General features: G+C 73.1%; 8 protein-coding genes. 5 read left to right on the top strand and 3 right to left on the bottom strand.

Features of this window, described 5'->3' with window-relative positions; genetic code table 11:
• Positions 1 to 2,739: an acyltransferase domain-containing protein gene (locus H5965_RS22915; protein ID WP_310972176.1), complete on the bottom strand. Its 2,739-nt coding sequence runs from the start codon at positions 2,737 to 2,739 to the stop codon at positions 1 to 3.
• Positions 2,740 to 2,761: 22 nt separating this feature from the next.
• The gene (locus H5965_RS22910; RefSeq protein ID WP_310972174.1) at positions 2,762 to 4,252 is read right to left on the bottom strand and encodes an FAD-binding protein; all 1,491 of its coding nucleotides are present in this window, start codon (positions 4,250 to 4,252) and stop codon (positions 2,762 to 2,764) included.
• Positions 4,253 to 4,461: 209 nt separating this feature from the next.
• On the opposite strand from H5965_RS22910, the gene H5965_RS22905 reads away from it, so the two are divergent.
• Genes H5965_RS22905 through H5965_RS22885 form a run of 5 tightly spaced genes read left to right on the top strand, consistent with a single transcriptional unit; the run spans position 4,462 to position 12,417 of the window.
• Positions 4,462 to 5,253 carry a hypothetical protein gene (locus H5965_RS22905; protein WP_310972172.1) on the top strand — a complete coding sequence of 264 codons (792 nt, stop codon included), beginning with the start codon at positions 4,462 to 4,464 and terminating at the stop codon, positions 5,251 to 5,253.
• Positions 5,254 to 5,278: 25 nt separating this feature from the next.
• Complete coding sequence (locus H5965_RS22900; protein ID WP_310972171.1) at positions 5,279 to 6,706, top strand: methyltransferase; 1,428 nt, start codon at positions 5,279 to 5,281, stop codon at positions 6,704 to 6,706.
• Positions 6,693 to 9,452 (top strand): condensation domain-containing protein, encoded by a 2,760-nt coding sequence (locus H5965_RS22895; RefSeq protein WP_310972170.1) that lies wholly within the window; start codon positions 6,693 to 6,695, stop codon positions 9,450 to 9,452. Before H5965_RS22900 ends, H5965_RS22895 begins: the two co-directional genes overlap by 14 nt.
• Complete coding sequence (locus H5965_RS22890; protein ID WP_310972169.1) at positions 9,449 to 11,200, top strand: non-ribosomal peptide synthetase; 1,752 nt, start codon at positions 9,449 to 9,451, stop codon at positions 11,198 to 11,200. The genes H5965_RS22895 and H5965_RS22890 overlap by 4 nt, the downstream gene beginning before the upstream one ends.
• Complete coding sequence (locus H5965_RS22885; protein WP_310972167.1) at positions 11,197 to 12,417, top strand: cytochrome P450; 1,221 nt, start codon at positions 11,197 to 11,199, stop codon at positions 12,415 to 12,417. Before H5965_RS22890 ends, H5965_RS22885 begins: the two co-directional genes overlap by 4 nt.
• 54 nt (positions 12,418 to 12,471) lie before the next feature.
• Here H5965_RS22885 and H5965_RS22880 read toward each other — a convergent pair whose 3' ends face one another.
• Positions 12,472 to 14,847, bottom strand: a complete 2,376-nt coding sequence (locus H5965_RS22880; RefSeq protein ID WP_310972166.1) for a glycoside hydrolase family 3 C-terminal domain-containing protein — start codon at positions 14,845 to 14,847, stop codon at positions 12,472 to 12,474.
• Positions 14,848 to 14,943 lie beyond the last annotated feature (96 nt).

Raw genomic sequence — 14,943 nt, 5'->3', positions numbered from 1 at the left:
TCAGGACAGGTCGAGCTCCCGATCGAGCAGTGCGAAGATTTCGTCGTCCGACGCCGTGTCGAGCGGCGTGTCACCGGAGCCGTCCGGTTCGCCCGCGCCGTCCAGCCGGAACAGCAGGTCGCGCAGCCGGACCTTCACCCGGCCGTGCAGCGGGCCGCCCGGCTCGCCCAGCAGCGCCTCCTCCAGCCGGTCGAGGTCGGCCAGCACGTCGGAGTCCGCGGGGCTCAGCGCGTCCAAGAGGTGCCCGGCCAGTGCGGCCGGGGTCGGGTAGTCGAAGGCCAGGGTGGTGCGCAGCTTCAGCCCGGTCGCCTCGGCGAGCCGGTTGCGCAGCGCCACCGCGGTCAGCGACTCGAAGCCGAGCTCGGTGAAGGTGTCGTCGCCGACGGCGGTGTCCCGGCCGAGCACCGCGGCGGTGTGCTCGAGGACGAGGTCCAGCAGCAGTTCCGCGCGAGCGGGCCCGGGCAGCGCGGCGACCTTCGCGGCGAACCCGCCGTCGTGCGCGCCACGGCCGGGCGGTGCGGCGTGCGGGGCCCGCACGTACGCTTGCGGCAACGCGCCCAGCACGACGTTCTCGGCGGAGAACACCGGCCGTCCCACCAGGTCGGTGGCCGAAACCGACACCGAGTCCGGACCGGTGGCGCGCACCCGGACCCGCAACGCCGGCGCGCCGGCCGTGTGCAGGGCCAGCCCGCTCCAGGAGGACGCGAGCCAGCCGTCGGACTCCGCCGCGGCGGGGAACAGCGCGACCGCCTGCAGCGCCGAGTCCAGCAAAGCCGGGTGGATGCCGTAGCCCGCGCCGCTTCCGGCCGGTGCCGGCAGCACGACGTCGGCGAACAGCTCGCCGTCGAGGGACCAGGCGCCGGTCAGGCCGCCGAACTCGGGGCCCAGCTCGATGCCGTGCGCGCGCAAGCGGTCCCGGGCGGTGCCGGCGTCCTCGGCGACCGCCCCGGACGGCGGCCAGTCCCGGGGTTCCGGGCCGGCCGCCGAGCCGGCGGTCTCGGCCATGATCCCGGTGGCGTGCCGCGTCCACGGCCCGCCCTGGGCGGCGCCGACCGAGTCCGGCCGGGCGAACACGCCGATCCGGCGCGCCCCGGCGTCGTCGACCGGGCCGATCCGCACCTGCAGGCACAGGGCCTCTTCGGCGAAGACGACCGGCTGGTGCTGGGTGAGCTCCTCGATCCGGGCGCAGCCCAGCTCGGACGCGGCGTGCAGGACGAGTTCGACGAGCACCGACGACGGCAGCACGGTCCGGCCCAGTACGGTGTGCCCGGCCAGCCACGGGTGCTGCGCGGCCGAGAGGCGGCCGGTGAACAGCCAGCCACCGTCTTCGGCGAGCTCGACGGCCGCGCCGAGCAGCGGGTGCCCGGCGGCCAGCAGGCCGGCGGCCGCGACCGTCGCGTCCGAACCGGACTCCGGCAAGGCGACCGGTTCGGCCCCGCCGGGGAAGGCCGCGGTCCAGTCGACACTGGCGCCGGAGACGTAGGCCGCGGCGAGCGAGCCGAGGAACGAGCGCGGGCCGTCTTCGCGGCGGCTGATCGTGCCGAGCACGACGGCCCGGCCATCGAGCGCGTCGACCGTGTCCTGCACCGCGACCGTGAGCACCGGGTGCGGGCTGATTTCGGCGAATACCCCGTGCCCCTCTTCGACGAGCCCGCGGGTGGCTTCGTCGAAACGGACCGGGTTGCGCAGGTTGCGGAACCAGTAGCGGGCGTCGAGCGCGGCGGTGTCGAGGGGGCCTTCGGTCACCGTGGAGTGGAACGGGATCACGGTGGACACCGGGGTCAGCGGGGCGAGGTCGGCCAGCAGCCGGTCGCGGATGTCCTCGATGTGCCGCGAGTGGGCCGCGAGCCCGACCGGGATGCGCCGGGCCCGGACGCCCCCGGCGGTCAGGTCGGCCAGCAGGTCCGCCACCGCGGCGGAGTCGCCCGAGACGATCACCCACGAGGGCGCGTTCACCGCGCCGATGTCCAGGCCGTCGCGGCCGGTCAGCCGGGAGCGCACCTCGGCCACCGGCAGCGGCACCGAGATCATGTCGCCGCGGCCGGACAGGGTCGCCTGCGCGCTGCTCCACAGCGCGGCCACGCGCATCCCGTCCTCACGGGACAGAGCGCCGGTCGCGCAGGCGGCGGCGACCTCGCCGAGGCTGTGCCCGACGACGGCGGCCGGTTCGACGCCGTGCGCGCGCCACAGCGCGGCCAGCGCGACCATCACCGCGAACAGCACCGGCTGCACGATGCCGGCGCCGCCGTCGAGGGTCGGCGCGCCGGGGCGGCCACGAAGAACGTCCACAATGGACCAATCGGCGAAGGGGGCCAGGGCGGCGTCGCAGCGGGCGAGTTCCGCGGCGAACACCGGCGACCAGTCCAGCAGGTCGAGCGCCATGCCCGGCCACTGCGACCCCTGGCCGGGGAAGACGAACACGACCCGCTCGGCGCGCCGGGCGCTACCGCGCACGACGTCGGGCGGGTTCTGGCCGGCGGCCAGCGTGTCCAGCCCGCGCCGGCCGTCGTCGCGGTCGCCGGCCAGCAGCACGGCCCGGAGGGCCCGGCCGGTGTCCTCGGCGGCGACCGAGCGCGCGAACGCCTCGAACGGCGTGTCCGGGTGGTCGGCGAGGTACCGCGCGAGGCGGTGGGCCTTGGACCGCAGTCCCGCCTTGCTGTCCGCGGAGACGATCAGCGGCACGACGTCGTGGCCACGGCCGGTGTGCTCGTGCTCAGTGGTCAGGGTCGGGGTGGCCACTCGTTACCTCCCGGGGTCGGGCTCAGGGGAGCCGCACGGAGAACGGGTTCCGGAACACGTCGCCCGGGTCCCACCGCGCCTTGACCGCTTGCAGCCGCGGGTAGTTGTGTTGGTGGTAGAGCTCGTGCCAGGCCAGCCCGGAAGAGTTCCACCGCTCGTCCTGGACGTCGAAGTCCGGGTTGTTCACATAGGACCCGTTGGTGCGCTCGTCCGGCACCGGCACACCGCCCGTCCCGGCGTAAACGTCGGCGTAGAACTCACGCAGCCACGCCACATGCGGTTCGGCCTGCTCGGAGGCGTCCCAGTGGGTGGAGTAGACGAGCTTGAGGATGCTGTCCCGCTGGGCGATGGCGGTGTCGGTGGGCGACAGCGCGTTCATCCGCCCGCCGCAGCCGACGAACATCACGCCGGCGCGGTGGTTGCCGTAGTCCTCGCGCAGCAGGTGCGCATACAACTTGGCGGCTTGCTCGTCGGTGCAGCGTTTCCGCAGGTCGGCGGCTTTGATCTTGAAGCTCAGCGTGTGGTCGCCGCTGTCGGCGATACCGCCCCACGACGTCGCGTGCAGCCACGGCAGCTCTTGGCGGCTGCTCAGCGCCGGCGCGACACCGAGGTCGCGGTGGACCGCGGCGACGTAGTCGTCGAGCAGGCCGGCCGCGTTCGGGGCAGCACTGTCGATCTGTGTCGACATGGCGACGAACTGGGACGCGCGCGTCCCGCACCACAGGCCGCTGTAGAGGTCTTCGTACGGGGAACCGGGGTCGCTGTGGCGCTCGTACCACTCGCCGTGGTTGCGCAGCAGGCGCGTGAACGCGGTTTCGTCGAGCATGTCCCAGACCCAGACGTCCTGCTGCACCAGCAGCCGCGCAGGCGGGGTGGGCAGGAGTGCCTCGGGGGCGCCGGTCGCGCCGGGGATCCGCAGCCAGTAGCGCGTCACGACGCCGAAGTTGCCGCCGCCCCCGCCGGTGTGCGCCCACCAGAGGTCGTGGTTGTCGTCGCCCGGGTCGCTGGTCGCGACCACCGCGCGGGCGGTGCCGTCGGCGTCGACGACCACCACCTCGACCGCGGACATGTGGTCGGAGACGTACCCGAACTTCCGCGACAGCGGGCCGTACCCGCCCCCCGCGATGTGCCCGCCCAGGCCGACGCTCGGGCACGACCCGGCCGGGATCGTGACGCCCCAGCGCTTGTAGAGCGTCCGGTAGGCCTGGCCGACAGTGGCGCCGGGCTCGACGAAGAAGGCGTTCCGCTCGGCGTCGAAGCCGATCCGGTTCAGTTCGGACAGGTCGAGGACCACCTGGACGTCCGGGGCGCTGACCATCGCCTCGACGCAGTGACCGCCGCTGCGGACCGCGATCCGCCGTCCTTCGCGCACGGCCGTGCCCACCGCGTCCACCACCTCTTCGGTGGAAGTGGGCACGCGGACGTAGTCGGGCTTGCCGACCCAGCGCTGGTTGACGCCGCGCACGAGATCGGCGTACCGGGCGTCGTCCGGCAGAACGGTCACCGCACCCATCGATCGCCCTCATTCTTCGCTCAAAGCCATTCCCCAGTTTCACCGAACACTACGGTGGCGCCGACGGCCGCTCCAACCCCTAACCGCCCAAAACTGCGGCTCGACCTGGCGTTTCTTAGGGGCGCGTTAGGGGTTACCGCCCAGGTCGGCCGCTGCTAGCTTCATGCTGCGGAAATCTTTATTCTGCCAAAGATATAAGGCGGGCAATCGTGGCCGAACTCCATTCATGGCACCCGATCGACGAGAATGCGGACGACAAGGAAGTAATCATCACGGTGGATTTCACGGTCACCGGGCGCCCGGAGGCGGGGTTCGCCGAGCTCGCGAAGCACCTCGAGACCCCGTACGGGATCTGGGAGAGCCTGCCGCCCGCCATCGGCGAGGAGACCGGCATGACCGGCGATGACTACCTCGACCGGTGGACCGCCGAACTGCGGGCGAGCGGCGCCGAGGTCAAGGCGGTGTTCGGCTACTGCGCGTCCAGCGTGTTCGCGCTCGCCATCGCCGAGCGCATCGCGACCTGGCAGGCGAAGCCGCGCGTGGTCCTGTTCGACCCGACCGCCGCGACCGGGTTCACCGTGCTGTACTACGGCTTCTTCCGTGTGGTGGACGCGCTCGCCGCGGTCCTCACCGAGGACGAGGTGCGAAACGCGCACGCCGCCGGCGAGGCCGCCCAGCGCACCCACGACGACCTCGAGACGCTCACGAAGGAGTTCGTGCGGCTCTACCGCGAGGTCGGCACCACCGCGTTCGAGCGGGTCGAACTGGACGCCGACCGCGCCGACGAGCTCGTCTCCTGGTTCAGCAGCTACATGACCTACCTGGTGGCCGCCTCCCAGGTCACCGTCCCCGGCGACCTCGACGGCGTCGCCGTGATCCGCTCCGCCGAACTGCCCGGCGCGCTGGAGATCGGCGCCCGCGAGCTCCGGTTCGACATCGACCACTCCGGGCTGCTCAGCCAGCCGGAGGTCGCGCAGGCCGTCCGCGGCCTGCTCCCCTGACCGCCCTTCACCCGCAGGAGAGCTGATGCCGACGTCACCGACCGGTCTGGGCACCGGCACGGAAAGCCAAGCCGAAGCCGCGCTCGCCGGGCACCCCGGTGTCGCGCGGGCCAGGGTCACCCGCGAACCCGGGACCGGGCGGCTCGTCGCCCACGTCGTGCCGCGGGACCCGGTCGCCGAAGCCGGCGACGACCGCGCGCGCGTCGAGGAGTGGCAGCTCATCTACGAATGGGTGTACGGCGAACTCCCCGAGTCCGGTGGGCTCGGGGAGAACTTCGTGGGCTGGCACAGCACCTACACCGGGCTGCCGATCGAGCTCGCGCAGATGCGGGAGTGGCGGGACGCGACCGTCGAGCGGATCAGGTCGCTGCGGCCCCGCCGGGTGCTGGAGATCGGCGTCGGCACCGGCCTGCTGATGGCCAAGCTCGCACCGTCGTGCGAAGAGTACGTGGCCACGGACTTCTCCCCGACCGTGATCGAGACGCTCACCGGCCAGGTCGCGGCCGACCCCGCGCTGGCCCACGTGACGCTGCACCACCGCGAGGCCGACGACTTCGCCGGGCTCCCCGCGCACCACTTCGACACGGTGGTGATCAACTCCGTCGTCCAGTACTTCCCCGGCATCGGCTACCTCGCCGACGTGCTGCGCCAGGCCGCCGCGCTGATCGCGCCCGGCGGCGCGGTGTTCGTCGGCGACGTGCGGAACCTGCGGCTGCTGCGCGCTTTCCGCGCCGCGGTGCTGGCCGGGGAGGTGGCCGCGGCCCCGGACACCGCCCGGGAACTGGTCGAGAACAGCGTCCTCGAAGAGAAGGAACTGCTGGTCGACCCGGACTTCTTCCCCGCGCTGGCCGCCACGCTGCCCGGGATCGCCGCGGCCGACGTCCGGCTGAAGCGGGCCCGCCACCACAACGAGCTGAGCCGGCACCGCTACGACGCCGTGCTGCGCAAGGAGCCCGCGGAGGCCGTCGAACCCACGCACACGCAGGCCTGGGACCCGGCCGCGCTGGAAACCCTGCTGAGCGACGTCCGGCCGCCGTCCGCGCGGATCACCGGCGTGCCGAACGGCCGGGTCGCGCGGGAACTGGCCGCGCTGGCGAAGCTCGACACCGGCAGCACCCCGGCCGCGGTGACCGCGCCGGACCCGGAAGACCTCCACGAGATCGGGCGGCGGCGGGGGTACCAGGCCGCGGTGACCTGGTCGGCCGGCGGAGTCGGCCTGGTCGACGTCGTCTACACCCGCGACGGCGAGCCGGTGACCGTGCCCGCTTCGGCCGCCACGCCCGGGCTGCCGTTCACCGCCTACGCGAACGCCCCCTCGCGCGCGGCGAAGACGAGCACCTTCGTCGCCGAGCTGCGCGCGTACCTGGCCGCGCGGCTGCCCGCCGAGGCCGTTCCGCACGCCTTCGTCACCGTCGAAGACCTTCCCGAAGGGACCGGACATGCCGACCGCTGAGATTCCGGCCACCCGCAAGGAAGAAGGGCTCTGGCTGCTCGAACGGCTGGTGCCCGGCGAAGGCGTCAACAACGTGCCGGGTGTGGCGCTGCGGGTGGCGGGCCGGCTGGACCGGGCCGTCCTCCAGGAGGCCGTCGCGCAGCTGGTGCGCCGCTACGACGCGCTGCGGACGGTGTTCCACGCCGACGACACGCGGCTCACCAAGTCGGTGCTCGCGTCCTTCCCGGTCCTCCTCGAGGGTGCGGAATGCACGGACGTCGAGGCCGGGCTGCGGGAGCTGATCACCCGGCCGTTCACCTTGGACGGCTCACCGCTGCTGCGCGTCGGCCTGTACCACGGCCCCGAGCACGACTCGGTCGGCGTGGCCGTGCACCACCTCATCTTCGACGGCACGTCGATGTCGATCTTCCTGGAGGACCTCGCCGCCTCCTACGACGCGGTGCTCGCCGGGGACCTCCCGGACGCCGGCCCGCCCGTCCCGCTCTGGCCGGAGTCCGAGCCGAAGCCCGAAAGCCTCGCCTTCTGGCGCGAGCACCTGCGCGACTTCGACGCGGGCGGCCCCGGCCTGTGGTGCGGCGGCCAGGAAAGCGCCCAGCCGACCCTGCGCGGCGAGCAGCTCGTCCGCCCGTTCTCCGCCGCGGCCAAGGACGTCGTCACCGCGCTGCAGAAGGACCTCAAGGCGCCCGACGTCGTCGTGCTGCTGGCCGCCTACTACCTGCTGCTGCACGCTCACGGCGCCGGGCCCGACCTCGCCGTCGGCTTCCCGGTGAACGTCCGCAGCCAGCAGGCCCAGCGCGCGATCGGCTACCACGTCAACATCGTGCCGCTGCGCGTGCGGATCGACCCGGCGGAGACGTTCCGCCGGTTCAGCCGCCGGGTGCGGGACCTGTTCTTCGAGGCCATCGCGCACGCGGACGTGCCGATGGACGTCCTGCTGCCGGAGGTCGAGCGCGCCGGTTCCTCCTGGCGCACCACCATGTTCCGGCACGTGTTCAACTACCTGCCCTTCGGCGGCCGGGCGGCCACGAGCCTCGGCGGCGCCCCCGCCGAGGTCGTCGAAATCGACCCCGGGCACAGCAAGTTCGACCTCGAGTTCGTCATCCTGCCTTCGGCGGAGGAGAGCCGCGTCAAGGCGGTCTACGGGGCCGAGGTGCTCGACCGCGGCGAGGTCGAGCTGCTGCTGGAGCGCTACGACGCGCTGCTCGTCGCGGCGGCGAGCGCGCCGGACCGGCCGTTGCGCGAGCTGGACGGCTGGGGTGCCACCGACCACGCGGTCCTCGACACCCCCGGCGAACCTGCCGGGACGGAGACCGTCCTGACCGCGATCGCCCGCCACGTTTCGGAAAACCCCGGCGCGCCCGCGATCGTGGCCGGCGAAGGCACGACGTCCTATCGGGATCTCTGGCGCGCCGCTGCGGCGGTCACGACGTTGCTGGCCGACGCCGGGACCGGGCCGGGTGACGTCGTCGCCGTGACCGCCCCGCGCGGCCCGGACTTCGCGGCCGCGATCCTCGGCAGCTGGCTGGCCGGCGCCACCGTCACCGCGGATGTCTTCACCGCCAAATCGGTGCTGGGCGCCGAAGAAATCTCCTACGCCGTCACGGTGGCCGTCGACCCCGACGCTGCGGCCGTGCCCCCGGACAGCGTGGCGCTTCCCGGCGTGACCCACCGGGAACTCGCGGACTCCGTCCGGGCGGTATCGGTGGGTGCCCGGCCGGTGCTGTGGCTTTCGGCCGCCGTCGAGGAACCGCTCCTGGCCCTGGCCAACGGCGTGCCGCTGGTCGTGGCGCCGGACGCGGCCCGCACCGACGGCCACCTGCTGGCCGGGCTGCTCACCCGGCACGACGTCGGCGTCGTGCACGCCACCCCGGCCGTCTGGTCCCGGGTCGTCGAGCAGCTCGGTTCCGCGGTCGGCGGCCGCACCGCGCTGATCGGCGCCGAACCCGCGCCCGGCCCGCTCGTCCGCACCCTGCGCGCCCTCGATGCCGACGTCCACACGGTGTTTCCCTTCGGTGGCCGCTGGGTGCTCGCCGACGGCGTGCCGGTCGCGGGCCTCGCCGCCGACGTCGTCGCCCCGGACGGGCGGCGGCTGCCGCTGGGCGTGCGGGGCGAACTGAAGCTCGGCACCGCCACCGGCGTCCTCGCGCACTGGCGCACCGACGGGTCCCTGCACGTCCACGGCCCCCAGGACCGGCAGCTGACGTTCGGCGGCACCCGCGTCGACCTGGCCACGGTCGAGGACGCGCTGACCGCGCACACCGACGTCGTCGCGGCCGCGGTCACCCTGCGGCCCGGCGCGGCCGACCTGGTCGCCGTCGTGCAGGCGCCCGACAAGCCGCGGCTCGCCGCCGACCTGGCCCGGCACGCCGAGGCGGTGCTGCCGCCCGCGGCACGGCCGGCCTGGTACCTGCGCGTCGACGCGCTGCCCGAGACGGCCGCGCACGAGGTGGACCGGGCGGCGGTCGCCGAGCTGGCCGCCGCGGCCGGGCCACCGGCGCAAGCCCCGGCGAAGACCGTGCCGGACGCCACGACCGAGGCCGTCATGGCGATGTTCCGGCACCTGCTCAAGCGCGACGACGTCACCGAGGACACGAACTTCTTCGCCGGCGGCGGGCATTCGCTGCTGGCCGCCCAGCTCGTCCAGCGGATCCAGAAGCAGACCGGGGTCCGGCTGAAGCTGTCCGCCGCCTTCGCCCACCCGACGCCGGCCGCGCTGGCCGAGCTGATCACCGGGAGCACCCGATGACCCCGTCCGTCAACCCGGCCCCGACCCCGTTCGGGCGGGCCGAAACCATGCACGGCCTGTTCGAGTGGTGTGCCTCGCGGTGGCCCGGCCGGACCGCGCTGCACCACCTCGGCCGGGACGTCACCTACCGGGAGCTGGCGGAACTCGCCGACGCCTACGCGGCCGAACTGCAGGCCCGCGGCGTCGGGCGCGGCTCGATCGTGCCGGTGCTGCTGCCCCGCTCCCCCGAGCTGTTCGCGACGCTGCTGGCGGTGCTCAAGTGCGGTGCCGCCTATGCCGCGCTCGACCTGCGGTGGCCGTCGAGCCGGCTGTCCGAGCTGATCGAGCACCTCGGCGGGCCGGCGGTCGCCGCCGAGCGCGGTACCTCGTGGCCGTCGGTGTGGTCGCCGCCGGCGCAGCCGGTCCTCGGCGCCCGGCCGGCGGCGGTCGACGTCGGCGCCGACGACCCCTGCGCGGTCTTCTTCACCTCCGGGACCACCGGGACGCCGAAGGGCGTGGTCACCGCGCACCGCGGCATTGTCCGGCTGTTCGACGACTGGCTGTTCACCCCGCTGGATTCCGGCGCGGTGATGCCGCAGGCCCTGGCCGCGACGTGGGACGCCTTCGGCCTCGACTCCTGGGGCGTGCTGTTCAACGGCGGCACCCTGGTCCTGCTCGAAGACACCCTCGAGCTGGCGACGAAACTGCGCGATCTGATCGCGATCCACGGAGTCACCACGATCTTCCCGCCCACCGCGGTGTTCCACAGCATGGTCGACAACGACCTCGACGCCTTCGCCGGCCTGCGCGCCGTGGGCACCGGCGGCGAGAAGCTCTCGGCACGGCACGCCGCCCGGTTCGTCGAGGCGTACCCGGACATCCCGCTGTACAACATGTACGGCCCGGTCGAGTCCAGCGTCGCGGCCACCTGCCACCGCGTGCGGCCCGAGGACGGCCCCGAGGTGCCGCTCGGCGTCCCCTTCCCCAACACGCAGGCGTACGTCCTCGACGGCGACCGCCTCTGCGACGTCGGCGAGAGCGGCGAAATCGCGTTGGGCGGCCGCGGTCTGGCGCTGGGGTACTTCAAGGACGACGAGCTGACCGCGCGGAAGTTCGTCACGATTTCCGGACCGGGGCGCGTCTACCGCACCGGCGACCTCGGGCGTTGGAGCGCCGACGGCCTGCTGCACTTCGAAGGCCGCGCGGACCGCCAGGTCAAGATCCGCGGCCACCGCATCGAACTGGACGACGTCGAGCAGAACGCCGGGCGCGTGCCGGACGTCGGCGCGTGCGCGGTGGTGCCGCTGACCGGCGCCGACGGCGCATACGAAGACCTCTGCCTGTTCTACACCGGCACGCCGGGCGAGGACGAGCTGCGGACCCGGCTGGCCGATCGGCTGCCCGGCTACCTGGTGCCCGCATTGGTACAGCGGCTGGAACGGCTGCCCGTGCTGGAGGACCGGAAGATCGACCGCCGCGCGCTGGCCGAACTGGCCGCGCGCCTGCGGATGGCCGCAGCGCCGGAGGTGGACTCGCCGCTGTCGGAAACCGAGGCTGCCGTGGCGCGGATCCTGCGCGAGATCATCGGCGTGCCGTCCATCGCCGCCGACGTCTCGTTCTTCCGGCAGGGCGGCAACTCGCTCTCCGCCGCCCAGCTGTGCTCGCGGATCAACCGCGACCTCGGTGTCAAGCTGCGGATCTCCCAGGTGTTCGAGGCGCCGACCGTGCGGGGCGTGGCCGGGCTGATCACCGCCGGGCAGCCGTCATGACGGTCCAGGACATGACCACCCAGATGCGGGTGCTGTGGACCCTCGGCGAGCTCGGCGACCCCCTGGCGCTGCTGCTGCGCGGCCCGGAGGATCCCTATCCGCTGTACGAACGGATCCGCGCGAAGGGCCCGCTGCACCGCAGCGAACTCGGCGCGTGGACGACGGTCGACCACGCGACGGCCACGAAGGTGCTGCGGGACCGCCGGTTCGGCGTCCTCAAGTCCGACGGGACGCCGATCAGCCCGGTGATCACGACGTTCGACAACTCGATGCTCGGAGCCGACGGCGCCGACCACGCGCGGCTGCGGAAGCTGGCCACGCCGTTCCTGAGCCCCAAGGCGATCGCCGGGTTCCGCGACCGGCTGACCGCGATCTGCCACGAGCTGCTCGACCGCGCCGGCCCGAGCGGGGAGTTCGACCTGATGACGTCGTTCGCCGACCTCATCCCGGTCACCGTCGTGGCGGCCATCTTCGACATCCCCGAGCCGTTCCTCAGCCGGTACCTCGAGCACGGGCCGAAGTTCGGCACGATCTTCGACGAGATCACGTCCGTGGAGCACATCGCGGACGTCCAGCGGTCCCTGGACGAGCTCGACGCGCTGTTCACCGAGCTGATGGAACTGCGCCTGGCCCACCCGGGCGACGACGCGATCAGCAAGCTGCTCACCGCCCGCGCCGAGGACCGGCTGTCGACGCACGAGCTCGTGTCGCTGTGCCAGCTGCTCACGCTGGCCGGCGCGGAGTCGACGGTGAACCTCATCGGCGTCGGCGTGAAGACCATGCTGGAGCGGCGTGAGCAGTGGGACAAGCTGGTCGCGGACCCGGACCTGGCGCCGCAGGCGGTGCAGGAGTCGCTGCGGTTCGAGGCGCCGGTCCAGCAGTCCAGCCGGGTGTCCACAGTGGACGTCGAGGTCGACGGCACGGTCATCCCCGCGGACACGGCGGTGGTGGTGCTGACGGCCGGCTGCAACCGCGACCCGCGGGTGTGGTCCCTTCCGGACCACTTCGACCTCACCCGCCCGACCACCCCGGACAACCTCTCCTTCTCGGGCGGCTCGCACTACTGCCTGGGCGCGCCGCTGGCCCGCCTGGAGGCGGACGTCGCGTTCCGCGTCCTGGCCACCCGGTTGCCGGACCTCCACCAGACGGGCCCGGCCGACCGCCGCCGCTCGGCGATCATCCGAGGCCTCCGCCACCTACCGGTGACGAACGGCTGACGAGCACGCGAAACGGCCGGCGCCCCACCGGGCGCCGGCCGTTCGTCCGTGCGCTCAGCGCACCGCGACCCGGGTGCTCAGCGGCAGGGTCGTCGAGGACGAACCCACCTGCACCGCCCGGGTGCCGGCGCCGCGCTTCCACGCCTTCGCCGTCACGTCCCAGTAGGACAGCTGGCGCGGGTCGACGTGGATCGTCACCGTCCGGGACGCTCCCGCCGTCAGCGTCACCTTCGCGTAGCCGCCCAGGGCCGTCGGCGGCTGAGGGGCCGTCACCTGCGGGCTCGGGCCGACGAACACCTGGGCCACCTCCGTGCCCGTGCGGGTGCCCGTGTTGCGGACGGTCACCTTCACGTCGAGACCGCCGTCGGAAGCGTTCGCCGCCGACAGGCCGCTGTAGGCGAACGTCGTGTACGAAAGGCCGAAGCCGAACGGGAACAGCGGGGTCATCTTCTTGTCCGCGTACCAGCGGTAGCCGATGTCGACGCCCTCGGTGTACTTCACCTGGCCGTCCTGGCCCGGGTAGAGCCCGGCGCTGCCGCTGACGAGCGTGTGCGCTTCGTCGACCGGGAACGTCTGGGTCAGCTTGCCCTGCGGGCTGACGTCGCCGTACAGCAACGCCGTCGTCGCCTCGGCGCCCTTCTGGCCCGGGTACCACATCTCCAGCACCGCCGCCGTCTTCGCCAGCCACGGCATCTTCACCGCGGAGCCGGTGTTCAGCACCACGACCGTGCGCGGGTTGGCGGCCGCGACGGCGTCGATCAGCTCGTCCTGGTAGCCGGGCAGCGAAAGGTCCGGCCGGTCGAGGCCCTCGGAGCTGTCGTCGTAGGCGAACACGACCGGGGTGGTGGCCGCCTTGGCCGCCGTCACCGCCTGGTCGATCTTCGCCTGGGCCGCGGCCGGGGTGATCCAGTGCAGGTCGACCTTCAGCGGGTTGACGAAGTCCGCGAACCCGTACAGCAGCAGCGTGTGCGGCCCCGCGGTCAGGTGCACGGTGATCCCGGTGTAGCCGCCCGCGATCGAGTCGCCGAACAGGCCGCTCGCCGTCCCGTCCACCTGGAGGAACCCGCCGCCGCCGGTCGACTGCAGCTGGATGCTGTAGTCGCCTTCGCTGGGCGCGGTGATCGTGCCGTTGTAGAACACGCCTTCCGCGCCGGCGGGCAGGCCGCCGCCCTGGGTGAACGCCGGGGCCAGCGCCCCGGCCGGCACGACTTCGCCCGCCGGGTCGTAGCCCGGGGTGTAGGTCGTGGTGCTGCCCGCGCGCTGCTTGATCAGGTCCAGCGGGGCGGCCGGCGTCGCGGACGGGAGCACGTGGGAGCTGCCACCGCCGTTGAGCTTCGGCGTCTTCGCGTTGTAGCCGATCACCGCGATCTTGCCGGACCGCGCGGTGCTCAGCGGCAGCGCCGACTTTTCGTTGCGCAGCAGGACCGCACCCGCCTGGGCGACGTCCTGCGCGGTGGCCGTCAGCCCGGCGAGGTCGCGCGCCGGCCGGGCCGGGCCGTTCAGCAGGTGGAAGCGGTCGAGCTGGCTGAGGATGCGGCCGACGGCGGTGTCCAAAGCGGACTGCGGGATGGTCCCCGCGGTGAGCGCGGCCTTGAGCAGGTCACCGAAGTACGTCCCGCCCGGCATCTCCTGGTCGAGCCCGAGCGGCAGGCTGCCGGGCGTCAGCGACATCCGCCAGTCCGACATCACCCAGCCCTGGAACGCCAGCTGCTCGCGCAGGATCCCGGTCAGCAGGTCGGAGTTCGCGCAGGCGGACGGCCCGTTGAGGTTGTTGTACGAGCACATCACCGCACCGGCACCGGCCTTGATCGCCGCTTCGAAGCCGGGCAGCTCGACCTCGTGCAGCGTCTGGTCGTCCATCACGACGTCGATCGTTTGCCGGTCGTTCTCCTGGTTGTTCCCGGCGAGGTGCTTGACGACCGGGATGGCGCCCTGGCCGGCGATGCCGCGGACCTCGGCGCCGGCCATCCGGGACGTCAGCAGCGGATCTTCGCTGAACGTCTCGAAGTTGCGGCCGCCGTACGGGATCCGGATGGTGTTGACCATCGGCGAGAGCAGGACGTCGGTGCCCAGCGCGCGGGCTTCGCGGCCGACGCCGGCGCCGTAGCGGGTGGCGAGCGATTCGTCGAAAGTGGACGCGAGCGCCACCGGCGCGGGCATGACGACCGACGGCTTGTCCACCCGGACGCCGGCCGAGCCGTCCGCCAGCCGCAGCGACGGGATCCCGAGGCGGGGCACGCCGGGCACGTACCCGGCCTCGCCGACGCTGTTCGGGTCGTCGCCGCCGTGCACCAGGGAAAGCTTCTCGTCGATGGTCAGCTCGCCGACGAGGCTTTTCACCCTGGGCGAGAACTTCGCGGCCGGGTCGGCCGCGGCGGCGGAGGCCGTCAGACCGGACGTCAGCAGCACGCCGGCGAGGACGACCGCCACCGCGCGAGGGCGCGCCCGGAGAAGATCATTACGCATAGTCACCCCAGAAACCCGCGAACGGGTCGCCCCCGCCGCTAGTTGGTCCAATCGTCGACC

It is taken from the genome of Amycolatopsis sp. 505, assembly GCF_031625235.1.
Taxonomy (GTDB): Bacteria; Actinomycetota; Actinomycetes; order Mycobacteriales; family Pseudonocardiaceae; genus Amycolatopsis.
This window is presented reverse-complemented; position numbering and strand designations above follow the sequence as displayed.

Bases quoted from the DNA above. Each gene is read 5' to 3' on its own strand.
- H5965_RS22910 (WP_310972174.1), bottom strand. From the start codon at position 4,252: ATGGGTGCGGTGACCGTTCTGCCGGACGACGCCCGGTACGCCGATCTC.
- H5965_RS22900 (WP_310972171.1), top strand. From the start codon at position 5,279: ATGCCGACGTCACCGACCGGTCTGGGCACCGGCACGGAAAGCCAAGCC.
- H5965_RS22895 (WP_310972170.1), top strand. From the start codon at position 6,693: ATGCCGACCGCTGAGATTCCGGCCACCCGCAAGGAAGAAGGGCTCTGG.
- H5965_RS22890 (WP_310972169.1), top strand. From the start codon at position 9,449: ATGACCCCGTCCGTCAACCCGGCCCCGACCCCGTTCGGGCGGGCCGAA.
- H5965_RS22885 (WP_310972167.1), top strand. From the start codon at position 11,197: ATGACGGTCCAGGACATGACCACCCAGATGCGGGTGCTGTGGACCCTC.